Genomic DNA, 17,509 nt, shown 5'->3' on the forward strand with positions numbered 1-17,509 from the left:
CTACGATGCAAGCTCGAAGCTTTAGGAGCGACTGGACTTCCCGCACCTCCTCCGATGATCAGTCGGAAGACATGACACCTGTTTAGGGGCGTCACGTCCAGATACAAGGAGCGGCTTCAGCCGCGACGGGCGTTACCGAGAACGCCCGTCGCGGCTGAAGCCGCTCCTACAGGACGATCTGCATCCGGCTTGATCGTGGCGAAAGCGAATCGTTGCGGTGCCCGTCAGCCTCGACAGGCTTGCCGGGAAGGCGCGAGCAGTTCCTACGATTGCGACGAAAGCTCCAGCAACTCCATTGCAGGAATACCTGATCAGACACGCCTGTCAGACGCGCCTGTTAGTCGACCAGGCGCAGCCGCAGTTCCTTGGGCAGCGCGAACACCATCGATTCCGGTTCGCCGGCCAGTTCGGACACGCCATCGGCGCCGAGTTCGCGCAGCCGCGCGATCACCCCGTCCACCAGCACCTGCGGCGCCGAGGCGCCGGCGGTCAGGCCGACGCGGCGCTTGCCGGCGATCCAGGCCGGGTCGATCTCGTCGGCGCCGTCGATCAGGTAGGACTCCACGCCGTCGCGCCGCGCCAGCTCGCTGAGCCGGTTGGAATTGGAGCTGTTCGGCGAGCCGACCACCAGCACCAGGTCGCACTCCTTGGCCAGGTCGCGCACCGCGTCCTGACGGTTCTGGGTGGCGTAGCAGATATCGTCGTTCTTCGGCCCTTGCATCGCCGGGTAGCGCGCGCGCAGCGCCTCGATGATGCCGCGGGTGTCGTCCACCGACAGCGTGGTCTGGGTGGTGTAGGCCAGGTTCTCCGGCTGCTTCACGTCCAGCGTGGCGACCTGCTCGATGTCCTCGACCAGGTAGATGCGGCCGGTGCCGCACTCGCGGTCCCACTGCCCCATCGTGCCTTCCACCTCGGGATGGCCGGCGTGGCCGATCAGCACCACGTCGCGGCCGGCGCGGCAGTGCCGGGCCACCTCGAAATGCACCTTGGTCACAAGCGGGCAGGTCGCGTCGAACACCTTCAAGCCACGCCGCTCGGCTTCCTGGCGCACCGCCTGGGCCACGCCGTGGGCGCTGAAGATCACCGTATTGCCGTCGGGCACCTCGTCCAGTTCCTCGACGAAGATCGCGCCGCGCTGCTTGAGGTCGTCGACCACGAAGCGGTTGTGCACCACCTCGTGGCGCACGTAGATCGGCGCGCCCAGGGTTTCGATGGCGCGCTTGACGATCTCGATCGCGCGATCGACGCCGGCGCAGAAGCCGCGGGGGTTGGCGAGCAGGACATCCATAACTAGATCCGCCGGCCGCGGGGGGCCAAGCGCTTCGACAGGGAGAGTGGCACCGATTATCCCGCTTTTCGCTTCGCCTTGCCGTCGAACACGCCGAACAGGGCGATGCCGATGGCGCCGGCGACGATCGCCGAGTCGGCGATGTTGAACGAGGGCCAGTAGTGCTCGCCCACGTACCACTGGATGAAATCGACCACGTGGCCGTGCATCAGCCGGTCGATCACGTTGCCGATCGCCCCGCCGATTACCAGCGCGTACGGCAGCGCGCTACGCCACTCGCCGCGCGGAGTACGCGCCAGCCACCAGGCCAGCAGACCGCTGATGCCCACCGCCAACGCGGTGAAGAACCAGAGCTGCCAGCCGCCCGCCTGGCTCAGGAAACTGAACGCCGCACCGGTGTTGTAGGTCCGGTACCAGTTCCAGAAACCGGGAATCACCGGCACCGCGGTGAACTCGGGCAGGCTGGACAGCACCCAGGCCTTGCTCCACTGGTCCAGGCCGATCACCACGGCCGACAGCAGCAGCCAGATCAGGGCGGAGGGGTTGGGTCGTGCGGTCATGCGGGAAATCCGCCTTGGGCGAAGGAAGAAAGAAGGACGGCCGGCGCCGCAGTCACGGCGCCGCCGCTGGCCCCGGCGACGCGCAGGCCGCGCTGCCGGGGACGAAACTCAGAACCAGCGGCGCTCCTCGCCCGGTCCTTCGATGTTGCTGACGCAGCGGCCGCACAGCTCCGGGTGCGCCGGGTCGGCGCCGACATCGGCGCGGTAGTGCCAGCAACGCACGCACTTCGGCTTCTCGGTGGCCTGGGCGCTGACGAAGATCTCGTCGGTCGTGGCCTCTCGCACCACCACGTCGCCGCTGATGAACAGGAAGCGCAGTTCCTCCTGCAGCGGCTGCAGCTTCGCCGCGGTGGCGGCGTCGGCGGCGACGGTGATCTCCGCCTCCAGCGCCGCGCCGATCACGCCGTTGCCGCGCATCGGCTCCAGCACCTTGGCCACCTGCTCGCGCAGCGCCAGCAGCTGCTCGAAGTCGGCCGCGCTCAGCGCCGCGTCCTCCGGCAGCGGCGCCAGGCCTTCATACCAGGTCGCGAACAGCACGTTGCCCAGGTGCGCGCCCGGCAGGTAGCCCCACAGTTCGTCGGCGGTGAAGCTCAGGATCGGCGCGATCCAGCGCACGAAGGCCTCGGCCACATGGAACATCGCGGTCTGCGCCGAACGCCGGCCGAGCGAGTCCTCGGCCATCGTGTACAGCCGGTCCTTGGTCACGTCCAGGTACAGCGAACCCAGGTCCACGCTGCAGAAGTTCAGCAGCGCCTGCACGATGGCGGCGAAGTCGTAGCGCGCGTAGGCGGCCTTGATCTGCTCCTGCACCTCGTAGGCGCGGTGCACGATCCAGCGGTCCAGCGCCACCAGCTCCGGCAGCGGCCGCAGGTGCACGGCCGGGTTGAAGCCGTGCAGGTTGCCGAGCAGGAAGCGCGCGGTGTTGCGCAGGCGCCGGTAGGCGTCGGCATTGCGCTTGAGGATCTCCTGCGACAGCGACATCTCGTTGCTGTAGTCGGCCGAGGCGATCCACAGGCGCAGGATGTCCGCGCCCAGCGTCTTCATGATGTCCTGCGGCTCGATGCCGTTGCCCAGCGACTTGGACATCTTGCGGCCGTGCTCGTCCACGGTGAAGCCGTGGGTCAGGCACTGCCGGTAGGGCGCCGCATGGTCCAGCGCCACGCCGGTCAGCAGCGAGGACTGGAACCAGCCGCGGTGCTGGTCGGAGCCTTCCAGGTACAGGTCGGCCGGCTTGGGCAGGCCGCGCTCGGTCAGGACCGCCTCGTGGGTGACGCCGGAATCGAACCAGACATCGAGGATGTCGGTGATCTTGTCGTAGTCGGCGGCCTCCTCGCCGAGCAGGTCGGCAGCGTCGAGCGTGTACCACACGTCCACCCCGCCCTCCTCGACCCGGTCGGCGACCTGGCGCATCAGCTCGGTGCTGCGCGGATGCGGCTCGCCGGTCTCGCGATGCACGAACAGCGCGATCGGCACGCCCCAGGTGCGCTGGCGCGAGATCGTCCAGTCCGGGCGCCCGGCGACCATGCCGGCGATGCGCGCCTGGCCCCAGGCCGGGTACCAGTGCACGCCCTCGATCGCCTTGAGCGCGTCGGCGCGCAGGTTGGCCTGCTCCATCGAGATGAACCACTGCGGCGTGGCGCGGAACGCGATCGGGGTCTTGTGCCGCCAGCAATGCGGGTAGCTGTGGACCATGCTGGCGCGCGCCAGCAGCAGCCCGCGCGCGGCCAGCAGGTCGGCGATGACGTCGTTGGCCTTCCAGATGTGCAGGCCGGCCAGTTCGGTGCCGTCGACCGCGGGGGTCGACGGCAGGTACACGCCGCGCGCATCCACCGGGTTGATCTGCGCGGCGCCGTAGCGCTCCAGCAGCCCGTATGGCTTGACCGCCGCGTAGTCCTCCTGGCCGTGGCCGGGCGCGGTGTGCACCGCGCCGGTGCCGTCGGTGTCGGAGACGTGGTCGCCGAGGATCACCGGCACGTCGCGCTCGGCATAGAACGGATGCGCCAGCACCTGGTGTTCCAGCGCCGCGCCGGCGACGCGGCCGTGCACCACCACCTCATCGACGCCGTAGCGCTGCAGCGCGCGCTCGGCCAGCGCATCGGCCAGCACCAGCCAGCGGCGGCGGCCGTCGCGGGCCGGGCCTTCGACCAGCGCATAGACCAGTTCTGGCCCCAGCGACACCGCCAGCGAGGCCGGCAACGTCCACGGCGTGGTGGTCCAGATCGGCACCGCCACGTCGGCGCCCTCCGGCAGGGTCGCGCCGAACGCAGCGGCCAGCGCCGCGCCGTCGCGCGCCGGATAGGCCACGTCCACCGTCGGCGACTGCTTGTCGGCGTACTCGATCTCGGCCTCGGCCAGCGCCGAGCCGCAGTCGAAGCACCAGTGCACCGGCTTCACGCCGCGGGTCAGGTGGCCATTCTCGACGATCCTGGCCAGCGCGCGGATCTCGTTGGCCTCGAAATGGAAGTCCAGCGTGCGGTACGGGTTGTCCCAGTCGCCGATCACGCCCAGGCGCTTGAAGTCGCGGCGCTGGATGTCGATCTGTTCGTTGGCGTACTCGCGGCACTTCTGCCGGAACTGCTCCGCGTCCAGCTTGACCCCGACCTTGCCGAACTTCTTCTCGATCGCGATCTCGATCGGCAGGCCGTGGCAGTCCCAGCCCGGGATGTACGGCGCATCGTAGCCGGACAGGTACTTGGACTTGACGATGATGTCCTTGAGGATCTTGTTGACCGCATGCCCGAGGTGGATCGCGCCGTTGGCATACGGCGGGCCGTCGTGCAGCACGAACAGCGGCCGGCCCTGGGCGTTGTCGCGCAGCTTCGTATACAGGCCCTCGTTCTCCCAGCGCGCCAGGATGTCCGGCTCGCGCTTGGGCAGGTCGCCGCGCATCGGGAACTCGGTCGCCGGCAGATGGAGGGTGGCTTTGTAGTCCTGGGTCACGGGCAGTTACCGGTCGGTGGTCTTCAGGGGGAGGTCCGCGCGCAGGGCGGCGGACACGGGCGGCAGACCCGTGGCGGCCGGCGCGGCGAGCAGTTGCCGCGCCAGCGCGGCGTCGCGGTGCATCTGCGCGGTCAGCGCCGGCAGATCGGCAAAGGTTTCCTCGTCGCGCAGCTTGGCGACGAACTCCACCTCGATGTGGCGACCGTACAGGTCGCCCTGGAAATCGAACAGGTGCGCTTCCAGCAGCGGCTCCACGCCCTGCACGGTCGGGCGGGTGCCGAAGCTGGACACCGACGGCCACGGCTGCGCCGCCACCCCGTGCACCCAGGTGGCATAGATGCCGGACAGCGCCGGGGTGCGGGCGAAGCGCAGGTTGGCGGTGGGATAGCCGAGCGTGCGCCCGAGCTGCTTGCCGCGCACCACGCGGCCGCCGCTCGCATAGGGGCGGCCGAGCAGTTCCGCCGCATGGGCGAACTCGCCGGCCACCAGCAGCTCGCGGATGCGGGTGCTGGAGATGCGTTCCTCGCGCAGGTGCACCGGCGCGATCTCGTCGGCGGCGAAGCCGTACTGGCCGCCCAGCGCGCGCAGCAGCGCGATGTCGCCGCCACGCTTGTGGCCGAAGCGGAACGCCGGGCCGATCCAGACCTCGCGCGCACGCAGGCGCTCGACCAGCACGCGCTGCACGAAGTCCTCCGCGCTCATCGAGGCCATGCGCCGGTCGAAGCGCAGCAGGCCGACGCTGTCGATGCCGAGCCGATGCAGGCCTTGCACCTTGGCGCGGGCCAGGGTCAGCCGCGGCGGCGGCGCGACCGGGGCGAAGAACTCGCGCGGCAGCGGCTCGAAGCTCAGCGCCACCGCCGGCACGTCTGCGGCGCGCGCGCGCGCGATCGCCTGCCGCACCAGCGCGCGGTGGCCCAGGTGCAGGCCATCGAAGGCGCCGATGCAGACCACGCTTCCCTGCGGGAACAGGGTCCCGCCCTCGACGTCTCTAAACAGCCTGCTCATTCCTCGGTCCGAAGCGCCGACGCAGGAGGCGCCGGTCGGTGATGCGTAACCGTCGAGTATAGCGGGTGGGGCCACAGCCCGGGACTCGGGTTCGGCCCCCGGCCCGCTCCCGCCCTCGGGACCCGGGACCCGGGACCCGGGACCCGGGACCCGGGACGGCAGCATCGGCGTCCGAAGCCAAATCGCTGCCAAGCGATCCGGCAAAAAACAGAGTGGTCGTTTTTTGCGGGAGGGGCTTCAGCCCCGACGGGCTTTCCCGGGAAAGCCCGTCGGGACTGAAGTCCCTCCCACAGTGCAGTCGCAACCGCCGTGCACTCGCGGAACATCCCGGGATTCGGGATTCGGGATTCGGGATTCGGGACTGCAGCATTGGCGTCCGGAGCCAAACCGCTGGCAAACGATCCGGCAAAAAACAGAGTGGTCGTTTTTTGTGGGAGGGGCTTCAGCCCCGACGGGCCTTCCCGGGAAAGCCCGTCGGGACTGAAGTCCCTCCCACAGTGCAATCGCAACCGCCGCGCACTCGCGGAACATCCCGGGTCCCGGGTCCCGGCCCTTCTCAACTCTCGCGCAGATCCCGCGGCCGGAAGCCCAGCGCCAGCAAGGCAACCAGGTACACCGCGCCGCCGCCGCCCACCAGCAACAGCAGGCTGCCGATGCGGTGCCACTTGTCCATGGTGGTGAACGCCGGCAGCCAGTGCAGGCCCAGCGCCAGCACCGCGGCCATCGCCGCGCAGGCCACGCCCAGCCGCAGCAGATAGCCGCCCCAGCCCGGCTTGGGCTGATAGACCTGGTCGCGGCGCAGCCAGCGCCACAGCAGCGACAGGTTGAGGTAGCTGGCGACCGCGCTGGCCAAACCCAGCGCCAGGTGCAGGCCCGGCACCGCCTCCAGCGCCGCGCGCACGCCCTGGGCGCGCAGTTCCGCCGGCACCCACAACTGGTACAGGATCGCCAGGAACAACAGGTTCAGCACCATGTTGGCGACCAGCGCGGCGACGCCGGCGCGCACCGGCGTGCGCGTGTCCTGGCGCGAGTAGAACGCCGGCAGCAGCACCTTGAGCAGGGCGAACGCCGGCAGGCCGAAGCTCAGCCCGAACACCGACATCGCCGCCATGCGCGTGTCGAAGGCGGTGAACTTGCCGTACTGGAACAGGGTCGCCACCAGCGGCTGGCTCAGCAGCATCAGCCCCAGCATCGCCGGCACCGCGATCAGCAAGGTGGTACGCAAGCCCCAGTCCAGCGCACTGGAGAACCCGGCGCGGTCGGTCTTGACGTGGTGCCGCGACAGCGCCGGCAGGATCACCGTGCCCAGGGCCACGCCGAACACGCCCAGCGGCAGCTCCAGGAAGCGGTCGGCCTGCGACAGCCAGCTCTGCGAGCCGGCGTACAGGAACGAGGCGATCACCGTATCCAGCAGCAGGTTGATCTGCGCGATCGAGGAGCCGAACAGGGTCGGCACCATCAGGGTCAGCACCCGGCGTACGTCCGGGTGCTGCCAGCCCCAGCGCGGCAGGGTCAGCAGGTCGATGCCGCGCAAGGCCGGCAGCTGGAACAGCAGCTGCAGCACGCCGGCCACCAGCACCGCCCAGCCCATCGCCAGGATCGGCACCTGCAGCCGCGGCGCCAGCCACAGCGCGCCGGCGATCATGCACAGGTTGAGGATCACCGGGGTCAACGCCGGCAGGCCGAAACGGTGGAAACTGTTGAGCGCACCGCCAGCCAACGCGGTCAGCGACACGAACAGCAGGAACGGAAAGGTCAGCCGCAGCAGGTCGACGATCAGCCCGAACTTGGCCGGATCGTCGCTGGCGCCGGGATTGAACAGCAGCGCCACCTGCGGGGTGAAGATCAGCCCCAGTGCGGTGACCAGCAGCAGCACCCCGCCCAGGGTGCCGGACACCCGCGACATCAGCGCGCGCAGGTCGGCGTGCGGGCGGGTCTCCTTCACTTCGGTGAACACCGGCACGAAGGCCGTGGCGAACGAGCCCTCCGCGAACAGCCGGCGCAGGAAGTTGGGAATGCGGAACGCCACCCAGAACGCGTCGGTGGTGGCGTTGGCGCCGAAGGAAATGGTGATGGCCTGGTCGCGCACCAGACCCAGCACGCGCGAGACCATGGTCATGCTGCTGAAGGAGAGCAGCCCGCGGAGCATGCGCGGCGCACTCATGCGGCGGCCCTCTTGACAATTGACTTGACGCGAATATTCGGACGCTTCATACTCTCCCGCTTGTTTTTATCCACCACACAGCTTTCCAGGAAACCACCACCGTGGCCAATATCAAGTCCGCCAAGAAGCGCGCCAAGCAGACCGTCGTGCGCAACGCGCGCAACACGGCTCAGCGTTCGATGCTGCGCACCGCCGTCAAGAAGGTCATCAAGGCCCTGGACGCCAACGACGCAGCCGGCGCCGAAGCCGCTTTCGCCATCGCCCAGCCGATCCTCGACCGTTTCAGCTCGCGTGGCCTGATCCACAAGAACAAGGCTGCCCGTCACAAGAGCCGCCTGAGCGCCCGCATCAAGGCGATCAAGACCGCCGCCTGATCGGCTGCCGTCGACGCCGGGAGCGCCCGCGCTTCCGGCAGCACCACGAAAAAGCCCGGCCTCGGCCGGGTTTTTCGTGTGCGCATCATCCCGCCATGCGCGCCGCGGTACGGCGCAGCGCTCAGGCGCCATTGGCGGCGGCCTCCAGCGCCTCCTCGCGCTGGCGGTCGAAGAACGCCATCACGTCCTTCATGATCGGCCAGGTGCCTTCGCGACCCAGCGCCGACACCAGGTACCAGGGCTGGGTCCAGCCCAGCTCGGCGACGACCTGTTCGGCCAGCGCACGCGCCTCGTCCTCGAACATCAGGTCGGCCTTGTTCAGCACCAGCCAGCGCGGCTTGGCCAGCAGCTCCGGGTCGTGCTTCTGCAGCTCGCGTTCGATCGCGCGCACCTGCTCGGTCGGCGACACCCCATCCACGCCACCCTCCATCGGCGCCAGATCCACCAGGTGCAGCAGCAAGCGGGTGCGCTGCAGGTGGCGCAGGAACTGCGCACCGAGGCCAGCGCCATCGGCGGCGCCCTCGATCAGCCCGGGAATGTCGGCGATCACGAAGCTGCGGTAGGCCTCGACGCTGACCACGCCCAGGTTCGGGTACAGCGTGGTGAACGGATAGTCGGCGACCTTCGGCGTGGCCGCGGACACGGCGCGGATGAAAGTGCTCTTGCCGGCATTGGGAAAGCCCAGCAGGCCCACGTCGGCCAGCAGCTTCAGCTCCAGCTTGAGCGTGCGCTCCTCGCCCTCCTCGCCCGGCGTCGCCTTGCGCGGCGCGCGGGTCACCGAACTCTTGAAGTGCATGTTGCCCAGGCCGCCCTTGCCGCCCTGCGCGACCAGCAGGCGGTCGCCGTGCGCGACGAGGTCGCCGATGACCTCGTCGGTCTCGACGTTGATCACCACGGTGCCGACCGGCACGGTGATGGTCAGATCCTCGCCGGCCTTGCCGTACATCTGCCGGCCCATGCCGTTCTCGCCGCGCTGCGCACGGAACGCACGCTGGTGGCGGAAGTCGACCAGGGTGTTGAGGTTCTCGTCGGCGACCAGCCACACGCTGCCGCCATTGCCGCCATCGCCGCCGTCAGGCCCACCCAGCGGGATGAACTTCTCGCGGCGAAAGCCGATGCAGCCATTGCCGCCATTGCCGGCCGTGACCTGGATTTCCGCTTCGTCTACCAACTTCATGGGATTCGGGATTCGCGATTCGGGATTGGGAAAAACCACCGGACGCCGCAGTTTAGCGGCCCCGGCAAAAGAACGGAGGCAGGAATCGCAGGACGCGATGGAATCCGCTTTGGCGAATCCCCAATCCCCAATCCCGCCATCCCCGCCACCAACGAAAAACCCCGCCGAAGCGGGGCTTTCGTCAGCAAGCCTGCGCCATGGCGCAGGCCCTGGACACCGGCGACTTACGCCTCGGTGACCACGCTCACGGTGCGGCGCTTCTTGGCGCCCTTCACCGAGAACTCGACCTTGCCGTCGACCAGCGCGAACAGGGTGTGGTCGCGGCCCAGGCCGACGCCGGCGCCCGGGTGGAACTGGGTGCCGCGCTGACGCACGATGATGTTGCCGGCTTCGATGGCCTGGCCGCCGAACATCTTCACGCCCAGGTACTTCGGGTTGGAGTCGCGGCCGTTGCGCGAGGAACCTACGCCTTTTTTGTGTGCCATGACTGCTGCTCCTTACTTATTGTCGCCGGAACCAGCGATCCCGGTGATCTCGATTTCGGTGTAGTGCTGCCGATGACCCTGACGCTTCATGTGGTGCTTGCGGCGGCGGAACTTGATGATGCGCACCTTGTCGGCGCGGCCATGGGCCACGACCTTGGCGGTGACGGCGGCGCCCTTCAGCGCGTCGCCGATCTTGATGCCGTCGCTGTCGCCCAGCATCAGGATGTTGTCGAACGTGATCTCGTTGCCGGCTTCGACTTCGAGCTTTTCCACGCGGAGCGTTTCGCCCTGCGCGACGCGGTATTGCTTACCGCCGGTGACCAGTACTGCGTACATGACCAGACTTCCTCTGTAGTTATTGTGGTCGTTCCCGCCGTGCCGTTTCGGGCAGACAGGAGCGGAATTGTAAGCCGCCGCGCGCGGCAGGGTCAAGCCCACCCAGGCCCGGACTGTCAAGCCCCGCGGGCCGGCACGGCTGCCTGAACCAGCCAGCCGCTGGCGCCCGGCGGCGCTGGGATCTGCGGCAATTGCCCCCACCTGACAAGCTGGGTACGCTGATCGATTGCCGTCCCCTTTCCGCCCCCACACTGGCCAGCGGCACCGCCGCGGCCGGCACACTCCGGAATCTCTTCATGGCGATGGATTACATCCGCATCCGCGGCGCGCGGACGCACAACCTCAAGAACCTCGACCTCGACCTGCCGCGCGACAAGCTGATCGTGATCACCGGCCTGTCCGGGTCCGGCAAGTCCTCGCTGGCGTTCGACACCATCTACGCCGAAGGCCAGCGCCGCTACGTGGAGTCGCTGTCGGCGTACGCGCGGCAGTTCCTCAGCGTGATGGAGAAGCCCGACATCGATCACATCGAAGGCCTGTCGCCGGCGATCGCGATCGAGCAGAAGTCGACTTCGCACAACCCGCGCTCCACCGTCGGCACCATCACCGAGATCTACGACTACCTGCGCCTGCTGTACGCACGCGTCGGCCAGCCGCGCTGCCCCGACCACGGCTACCCGCTGGAGGCGCAGACGGTCAGCCAGATGGTCGACCACGTGCTGACCCTGGACCCGGAGCAGCGCTACATGCTGCTGGCGCCGGTGATCCGCGAGCGCAAGGGCGAGCATGCCCAGGTGTTCGAACAACTGCGCGCGCAGGGTTTCGTGCGCGTGCGCGTGGACGGCGAGCTGTACGAGATCGACGCGGTGCCGGCGCTGGCGCTGCGCCAGAAGCACACCATCGAGGCGGTGATCGACCGCTTCCGCCCGCGCGAGGACATCAAGCAGCGCCTGGCCGAGAGCTTCGAGACCGCACTGAAGCTGGCCGACGGCATGGTGTCGGTGCAGTCGCTGGACGACACCGCCGCCGCGCCGCACCTGTTCTCCTCCAAGTACAGCTGCCCGGTCTGCGACTACTCGCTGCCGGAGCTGGAACCGCGCCTGTTCTCGTTCAATGCGCCGATGGGCGCCTGCCCGAGCTGCGACGGCCTGGGCGTGGCCGAATTCTTCGATCCCGATCGGGTCGTGGTGCATCCGGAGCTGTCGCTGTCGGCCGGCGCGGTGCGCGGCTGGGACCGGCGCAACGCGTACTACTTCCAGTTGATCGCCTCGCTGGCCAAGCACTACAAGTTCGACGTCGACGCGCCGTGGCAGTCGCTGCCGGCGAGCGTGCGCCAGGCCGTGCTGTACGGCAGCGGCGACGAGACCATCACCTTCACCTATTTCACCGACGCCGGCGGCCGCACCCAGCGCAAGCATCGCTTCGAAGGCATCATCCCCAACCTGGAACGCCGCTACCGCGAGACCGAATCGCCGGCGGTGCGCGAGGAACTGGCCAAGTACATCAGCGAACGGCCGTGCCCGGACTGCAAGGGCGCGCGCCTGAACAAGGCCGCGCGCAACGTGTTCGTCGCCGACCGTCCGCTGCCGGACCTGGTGGTGCTGCCGATCGACGACGCGCTGAGCTTCTTCCGTCAGCTCGACCTGCCCGGCTGGCGCGGCGAGATCGCCAGCAAGATCGTCAAGGAGATCGCCGAGCGGCTGGGCTTCCTGGTCGACGTCGGCCTGGATTACCTGACCCTCGAGCGCAAGGCCGACACCCTGTCCGGCGGCGAGGCGCAGCGCATCCGCCTGGCCAGCCAGATCGGCGCCGGCCTGGTCGGCGTGATGTACGTGCTCGACGAGCCCTCGATCGGCCTGCACCAGCGCGACAACGAGCGCCTGCTCGGCACCCTCACCCGCCTGCGCGACCTCGGCAACACGGTGATCGTGGTCGAGCACGACGAGGATGCGATCCGCCTGGCCGACTACGTGCTGGACATCGGCCCGGGCGCCGGCGTGCACGGCGGCGAGGTGGTCGGCCACGGCAGCGTGCAGGACCTGCTCAAGGCACCGCGCTCGCTGACCGGGCAATACCTGTCGGGCAAACGCCGCATCGAGATCCCGGCCAAGCGCCACAAGGCCAACCCGAAGATGACCCTGCACCTGCGCGGGGCCACCGGCAACAACCTCAAGAACGTCGACCTGGACATCCCGGCCGGCCTGCTGACCTGCATCACCGGCGTGTCCGGCTCGGGCAAGTCGACCCTGATCAACGACACGCTGTTCACCCTGGCGGCGAACGAGATCAACGGCGCCTCGCACAGCGTGGCGCCGTACCGCGAGATCGAGCACCTGGACCTGTTCGACAAGGTCGTGGACATCGACCAGTCGCCGATCGGGCGCACCCCGCGCTCCAACCCGGCCACCTACACCGGCTTGTTCACGCCGCTGCGCGAACTGTTCGCACAGGTGCCGGAAGCGCGCTCGCGCGGCTACTCGCCGGGCCGCTTCAGCTTCAACGTGCGCGGCGGCCGCTGCGAGCCCTGCCAGGGCGATGGCCTGATCAAGGTGGAGATGCACTTCCTGCCGGACGTGTACGTGCCCTGCGACGTCTGCCACGGCAAGCGCTACAACCGCGAGACGCTGGAGATCCTGTACAAGGGCTTCAACATCAACGACGTGCTGGAGATGACCGTCGAGGATGCGCTGAAGCTGTTCGAGCCGGTGCCGTCGATCGCGCGCAAGCTGGAGACCCTGGTCGACGTGGGCCTGAGCTACATCAAGCTCGGGCAGAGCGCGACCACCCTGTCCGGCGGCGAAGCGCAGCGCGTGAAGCTGTCCAAGGAACTGTCGCGGCGCGATACCGGGCGCACGCTGTACATCCTCGACGAGCCGACCACCGGCCTGCACTTCCACGACATCGAGGCGCTGCTGGGCGTGCTGCACAAGCTGCGCGACGAAGGCAACACCGTGGTGGTGATCGAACACAACCTGGACGTGATCAAGACTGCTGACTGGATCGTCGACCTGGGCCCGGAAGGCGGCCACCGCGGCGGCATCATCCTGGTCACCGGCACGCCGGAAGACGTGGCGGCCTGCCCGCAGTCGTACACCGGCCAGTTCCTGGCGCGGATGCTGCCCTCCACCAGCGCGCGCCCGGAGCAGCCGGCGGCGATGGCCAACAAGCCCGATGCGCGCCCGCCGCGCAAGGTCAAGCCGGAAAAGCCGGCGAAGAAGCAGGCCGTGGCGGCCAAGAGCGGCGGCAAGGCCAGCAAGAGCACCACCAGTACCGGCACCAAGAAGAAGAAGAAGGACGTTTGATGAGCAGCGAACACAAGATCCTGGCGCGCATCCCGATCAGCGTGCGCTGGCGCGACATGGACAGCATGGGCCACGTCAACAACGCCAAGTACATCTCCTACCTGGAAGAGGCGCGCGTGCGCTGGATGCTGGGCGTGGAGGGCGTGTCCATGAGCGACCGCATCGCCCCGGTGGTGGCGGCGACCAACGTCAACTACCGCGCGCCGATCGTGTGGCCCAACGACATCCTGGTCGAACTGTTCGTCGAGCGCCTGGGCACCAGCAGCGTGACCATCGGCCACCGCATCGTCGACCAGCAGGACGAGAGCCGGCTGTACTCCGACGGCAACGTGGTGGTGGTGTGGATGGACACCCAGACCGGCAAGAGCGCGCCGCTGCCGGAGGCCGTGCGCAAGGCGTCGAGCTGACGCCTGCGCTTGCGCCGGGCATGGCCCGGCGCAAGGCAAACCATCGCGATACCGGCGGCGTTCGCGCTTGAATTCGCCGGCGCAGTGCGCGACCGCCCCGCGGCGCGCACCTAGTCAAGCACCTGCGCGCGCTGCACGTCCGCGTTACAGGCACCTCCCATAGCCCGCTTTTTGCAGCGCCGCAGCCCTTGTAGGAGTCAACTGTCGTGCAGCGCGCGACGCGCGAGACGGTGTGCGCTTTCCGATGGCGCAATGCGTCGGGACTGAAGTCCCTCCCACAGTGCACCCGGCGGGCTCGCCGCAAGCGCCTGTAGGAGCGGCTTCAGCCGCGACGCGCCTGCAGTGAATGCCTGTCGCGGCTGAAGCCGCTCCTACGAGGTACGAAGGAACTCTTCCTTACATCGCCTGCTTGCGCACCGTCAGCGTCGCATCGGCCTTGCCGCCGCCTTCCAGTTGCAATTGCAGCGGCACGGCCTGGCCTTCGGTCAGCGCGCCCTTGCCCTGCATCAGCATCAGGTGCATGCCGCCGGGCTTGAGTTCGACGCGCGCGCCTGCAGCCAGCGGTACGCGCTCGACCGCGCGCATCCGGCTGACGCCAGCCACGACCGTGGTCTCGTGCAGCGACACATCGCCGAAGCTGGCACTGCTGGCGCCGACGACCGTCACCGGCTTGCCGCAGCCGTTGTGGAGCACGCCGTAGCCGGCCGTCATCGGCATCGCCGGATTCGGCGGCAGCCGCGCCCAGCCCTGCTCCAGGGTGAGGCACGCCGGTTCCGCGGCCGACGCCGAGGTGGCGGCCGCGCACAGCACGAACAATACGCCAGCGAATGGTTTGGTTATCATCGCCGAGTTTCCTTCTTCGAAAGCAGACCGCAGCATGACGACGCTCATCGACGTGATCAACCACGGCCCCATCCGCGAACTGCGCCTGGCGCGGCCGCCGGTCAATGCGCTGGACACCGCGCTGTGCCAGCAGCTGATCCAGGCGATCGAACAGGCCGCGGCCGACGGCGCGCACGGCATCGTGCTGTCGGGCAACGAACGCCTGTTCTCCGCCGGCATGGACGTGCCGCACCTGCTCAGCCATGGCGACGACCGCGCCAAGCTGCTCGGCAGCTGGCAGCAGTTCTTCGGCGCGGCGCGCGCCTTGGCCACCAGCCCGATCCCGGTGGTCGCGGCGCTGACCGGCCACGCCCCGGCCGGCGGCTGCGTGCTGGCGCTGTGCTGCGACTACCGGGTAATGGCGCGCAGCCCCGATGCGGCGCATCCGCTGCAGATCGGCCTGAACGAGACCCAGGTCGGCCTGGTCGCCCCGGAGGGCATCCAGCGCCTGCTGCGGCGGGTGGTCGGCGCGCACCGCGCCGAGCGCCTGCTGGTCGGCGGCGACCTGGTCAGCGCCGAGCGCGCGCTGGAGATCGGCCTGGTCGACGAACTGGTCGACGCCGACCTGGTGGTGGCACGTGCGCTGGCCTGGCTGCTGGAATTGCTGAAGCGGCCGCGGCAGCCGATGCTGCAGACCCGTGCCATCGCCCGCGCCGACCTGGGCATGGCCCTGGCCGACGAGCACATCGGGCTGGAGCGGCTGATCGACGACTGGCAGGCACCGGATACCCAGGCCGCGCTGCGCGCGCTGGCGGCGCGGCTGGGCAAGGGCTAGGACGCGTCCTCCATCCCCGAGCATGCGGCGCCGCGGTCGCGCATACCTGTGGCAAGGAAGCGCGGGGAAGTGGACGCCCGTCCACGCCCGAGCGTTGACGCGGCCACCGGCACGCGCAGCCACAGCCCTTAGGCTTGGACCTCGCGGGCGGGCGCGGACGGCCCGCTATAATCGGCGCACGTCCGTCGCCAGGCCCCGCCTCTTGTCCGCCAAGCCCGCCCCCGTCGTCTCCGAACTGATCGAGCTGCTGTCGCTGGAGCGGCTGGAGGACAACCTGTTCCGCGGCCAGAGCCGCGACATCGGCACCAAGTACGTGTTCGGCGGCCAGGTGCTGGGCCAGGCGCTGTCGGCGGCGCAGGCCACGGTGGAGAACGCGCGCCGCGTGCATTCGCTGCACGCCTACTTCTTGCGCGCCGGCGACATCGAGCACCCCATCGTCTACGACGTGGACCGCACCCGCGACGGCGGCAGCTTCTCGGTGCGCCGGGTCACCGCGATCCAGCACGGCAAGGTGATCTTCTTCTGCGCGGCCTCGTTCCAGGAACAGGAGGACGGCGCCACCCACCAGTTGAAGATGCCGGAAGTGCCGCAGCCGGAAGACATCGAACCGACCCCGGCAGCGCGTCCGGAAGTGCTGGCGACGCTGCCGACCAAGGTGCAGCGCTGGCTCTCGCGCGGCGGCCCGTTCGAATTCCGCCACGTGTATCCGCGCGACGAACTGAACCCGCCCAAGCGTCCGCCGTTCCAGCAGATGTGGCTGCGCCTGAGCGAGCCGGTCGGCGATGCGCCGGAGCTGCACCAGGCGCTGCTCGCCTACGCCTCCGACTTCCACCTGCTCGGCACCGCCACCTTTCCGCACGGCATCAGCTACTACACGCCGAACGTGCAGATGGCCTCGCTCGACCACGCGCTGTGGTTCCACCGCCCGTTCCGCGCCGACGACTGGCTGCTGTATTCGCTGGACAGTCCCAGCGCGCAGGGCGCGCGCGGTCTGGCACGCGGGCAGTTCTTCACCCGCGACGGCACCCTGGTGGCCAGCACCGCGCAGGAAGGCCTGATCCGCGTGGTTCCCGACGCCGACGCCGCGGCGCAGGTGCCGGCCAAACGCTGAGGACACGAATATGCGTCAGATCTTCAGCAGCCAACGTGTGGAAACCGCCGAGGGCGTCGCCGCGCTGCTGCGCGATGCCGGCATCGACGTGCGGCTGAGCAACGGCCGCTCCTACAGGACCCGCCGCAGCGGCCAGTTCAGCTATCTCGACCCGGTGGCGGCGCAGGCCCAGCCCACGGTGTGGGTGGTGCATGCCGACGACCAGCCGCGCGCGCGCGAACTGCTGCGCGACGCTGGCCTGCTCGACAGCACCCGCCGCGATCCGGAACAGGGCCGTGCCCCCTATCTGAACGAGTTCCGCTCGCAGGTGGAAGCGGACAGCGGCCAGCGCTGGGCCTGGCGCATCCGCATCGCCCTGTTGCTGGCGATCGGTGCGGTGGCGATGGTCATCGCGCTGCGCTATCTCGGCCAGCAGAAGCAGGCCCCCACGCCGGCTGCAGCGCCAGCGACCAGGCCGACCACCGCGCCACCGGCAGAAGCCGGCGACGACGAAGTGCGGGTGCGGGTGCAGCCGGCACCGCGCGACAACTGAGTCACGCCGACCGCTCGTCCGCGCATGCGGCGGACACCGCCTGTGGCGATGACGTTCTGCCGAGGATCGCCCTTGCCTGACGGCGCGGCGCGCCGCACGGCCATGCACCTACCGCGCTGCACCTGCCGCTGTACTGCCCGGCGCGCGGCAGCAAAACGGTTCCCAAAACAA

The 17,509-nt window shown here is 69.1% G+C and carries 15 protein-coding genes; 6 read left to right on the forward strand and 9 right to left on the reverse strand.

Annotated features, from left to right (window positions below):
* Positions 1–337 precede the first annotated feature (337 nt).
* The 5 genes from ispH to murJ form a co-directional block, all read right to left on the reverse strand.
* Positions 338–1,288 carry a 4-hydroxy-3-methylbut-2-enyl diphosphate reductase gene (gene ispH, locus ACP93_RS14875; RefSeq protein ID WP_048491459.1) on the reverse strand — a complete coding sequence of 317 codons (951 nt, stop codon included), beginning with the start codon at positions 1,286–1,288 and terminating at the stop codon, positions 338–340.
* 56 nt (positions 1,289–1,344) lie between these two features.
* A complete protein-coding gene (gene lspA, locus ACP93_RS14880) occupies positions 1,345–1,848 on the reverse strand; it encodes a signal peptidase II (protein WP_048491460.1) in 504 nt (167 codons plus the stop codon).
* A gap of 108 nt (positions 1,849–1,956) precedes the next feature.
* Positions 1,957–4,788: an isoleucine--tRNA ligase gene (gene ileS / locus ACP93_RS14885; RefSeq protein ID WP_048491461.1), complete on the reverse strand. Its 2,832-nt coding sequence runs from the start codon at positions 4,786–4,788 to the stop codon at positions 1,957–1,959.
* A gap of 6 nt (positions 4,789–4,794) precedes the next feature.
* Positions 4,795–5,793 carry a bifunctional riboflavin kinase/FAD synthetase gene (locus ACP93_RS14890; RefSeq protein ID WP_048491462.1) on the reverse strand — a complete coding sequence of 333 codons (999 nt, stop codon included), beginning with the start codon at positions 5,791–5,793 and terminating at the stop codon, positions 4,795–4,797.
* A 556-nt stretch (positions 5,794–6,349) separates the two neighbouring features.
* A complete protein-coding gene (gene murJ, locus ACP93_RS14895) occupies positions 6,350–7,942 on the reverse strand; it encodes a murein biosynthesis integral membrane protein MurJ (RefSeq protein ID WP_106407116.1) in 1,593 nt (530 codons plus the stop codon).
* A 116-nt stretch (positions 7,943–8,058) separates the two neighbouring features.
* On the opposite strand from murJ, the gene rpsT reads away from it, so the two are divergent.
* Entirely contained in the window at positions 8,059–8,331 is a 273-nt protein-coding gene (gene rpsT / locus ACP93_RS14900; protein WP_010341167.1) for a 30S ribosomal protein S20, read from the forward strand.
* A 121-nt stretch (positions 8,332–8,452) separates the two neighbouring features.
* Here rpsT and cgtA read toward each other — a convergent pair whose 3' ends face one another.
* From cgtA to rplU, 3 genes are all read right to left on the reverse strand, one after another.
* A complete protein-coding gene (gene cgtA / locus ACP93_RS14905) occupies positions 8,453–9,508 on the reverse strand; it encodes an Obg family GTPase CgtA (RefSeq protein WP_048491464.1) in 1,056 nt (351 codons plus the stop codon).
* 224 nt (positions 9,509–9,732) lie between these two features.
* Entirely contained in the window at positions 9,733–9,993 is a 261-nt protein-coding gene (gene rpmA / locus ACP93_RS14910) for a 50S ribosomal protein L27 (RefSeq protein WP_010341169.1), read from the reverse strand.
* Between the two features lie 12 nt (positions 9,994–10,005).
* Positions 10,006–10,329 (reverse strand): 50S ribosomal protein L21, encoded by a 324-nt coding sequence (rplU, locus tag ACP93_RS14915; protein WP_017912419.1) that lies wholly within the window; start codon positions 10,327–10,329, stop codon positions 10,006–10,008.
* A gap of 296 nt (positions 10,330–10,625) precedes the next feature.
* On the opposite strand from rplU, the gene uvrA reads away from it, so the two are divergent.
* Together uvrA and ACP93_RS14925 are read left to right on the forward strand one after the other, a co-directional pair.
* Positions 10,626–13,631, forward strand: a complete 3,006-nt coding sequence (uvrA, locus tag ACP93_RS14920; RefSeq protein WP_048491465.1) for an excinuclease ABC subunit UvrA — start codon at positions 10,626–10,628, stop codon at positions 13,629–13,631.
* Complete coding sequence (locus tag ACP93_RS14925; RefSeq protein ID WP_048491466.1) at positions 13,631–14,038, forward strand: acyl-CoA thioesterase; 408 nt, start codon at positions 13,631–13,633, stop codon at positions 14,036–14,038. Before uvrA ends, ACP93_RS14925 begins: the two co-directional genes overlap by 1 nt.
* 396 nt (positions 14,039–14,434) lie before the next feature.
* Here ACP93_RS14925 and ACP93_RS14930 read toward each other — a convergent pair whose 3' ends face one another.
* Complete coding sequence (locus tag ACP93_RS14930) at positions 14,435–14,881, reverse strand: copper chaperone PCu(A)C (RefSeq protein ID WP_048491467.1); 447 nt, start codon at positions 14,879–14,881, stop codon at positions 14,435–14,437.
* Positions 14,882–14,915: 34 nt separating this feature from the next.
* On the opposite strand from ACP93_RS14930, the gene ACP93_RS14935 reads away from it, so the two are divergent.
* The 3 genes from ACP93_RS14935 to ACP93_RS14945 all read left to right on the forward strand — a co-directional run bounded on the left by ACP93_RS14935 (position 14,916) and on the right by ACP93_RS14945 (position 17,338).
* Positions 14,916–15,695: an enoyl-CoA hydratase/isomerase family protein gene (locus tag ACP93_RS14935; protein WP_048491468.1), complete on the forward strand. Its 780-nt coding sequence runs from the start codon at positions 14,916–14,918 to the stop codon at positions 15,693–15,695.
* A gap of 202 nt (positions 15,696–15,897) precedes the next feature.
* A complete protein-coding gene (gene tesB, locus ACP93_RS14940) occupies positions 15,898–16,806 on the forward strand; it encodes an acyl-CoA thioesterase II (RefSeq protein ID WP_010341175.1) in 909 nt (302 codons plus the stop codon).
* A gap of 10 nt (positions 16,807–16,816) precedes the next feature.
* Positions 16,817–17,338 carry a putative signal transducing protein gene (locus ACP93_RS14945; protein WP_048491469.1) on the forward strand — a complete coding sequence of 174 codons (522 nt, stop codon included), beginning with the start codon at positions 16,817–16,819 and terminating at the stop codon, positions 17,336–17,338.
* Positions 17,339–17,509: the final 171 nt, after the last annotated feature.

Source organism: Xanthomonas sp. NCPPB 1128 (genome assembly GCF_001043115.1).
Lineage (GTDB): Bacteria > Pseudomonadota > Gammaproteobacteria > Xanthomonadales > Xanthomonadaceae > Xanthomonas_A.

Bases quoted from the DNA above. Each gene is read 5' to 3' on its own strand.
- ispH (WP_048491459.1), bottom strand. From the start codon at position 1,288: ATGGATGTCCTGCTCGCCAACCCCCGCGGCTTCTGCGCCGGCGTCGAT.
- ACP93_RS14925 (WP_048491466.1), top strand. From the start codon at position 13,631: ATGAGCAGCGAACACAAGATCCTGGCGCGCATCCCGATCAGCGTGCGC.
- uvrA (WP_048491465.1), top strand. From the start codon at position 10,626: ATGGCGATGGATTACATCCGCATCCGCGGCGCGCGGACGCACAACCTC.
- rpmA (WP_010341169.1), bottom strand. From the start codon at position 9,993: ATGGCACACAAAAAAGGCGTAGGTTCCTCGCGCAACGGCCGCGACTCC.
- lspA (WP_048491460.1), bottom strand. From the start codon at position 1,848: ATGACCGCACGACCCAACCCCTCCGCCCTGATCTGGCTGCTGCTGTCG.
- murJ (WP_106407116.1), bottom strand. From the start codon at position 7,942: ATGCTCCGCGGGCTGCTCTCCTTCAGCAGCATGACCATGGTCTCGCGC.
- rplU (WP_017912419.1), bottom strand. From the start codon at position 10,329: ATGTACGCAGTACTGGTCACCGGCGGTAAGCAATACCGCGTCGCGCAG.
- cgtA (WP_048491464.1), bottom strand. From the start codon at position 9,508: ATGAAGTTGGTAGACGAAGCGGAAATCCAGGTCACGGCCGGCAATGGC.
- ACP93_RS14935 (WP_048491468.1), top strand. From the start codon at position 14,916: ATGACGACGCTCATCGACGTGATCAACCACGGCCCCATCCGCGAACTG.
- ACP93_RS14930 (WP_048491467.1), bottom strand. From the start codon at position 14,881: ATGATAACCAAACCATTCGCTGGCGTATTGTTCGTGCTGTGCGCGGCC.
- ACP93_RS14945 (WP_048491469.1), top strand. From the start codon at position 16,817: ATGCGTCAGATCTTCAGCAGCCAACGTGTGGAAACCGCCGAGGGCGTC.
- ACP93_RS14890 (WP_048491462.1), bottom strand. From the start codon at position 5,793: ATGAGCAGGCTGTTTAGAGACGTCGAGGGCGGGACCCTGTTCCCGCAG.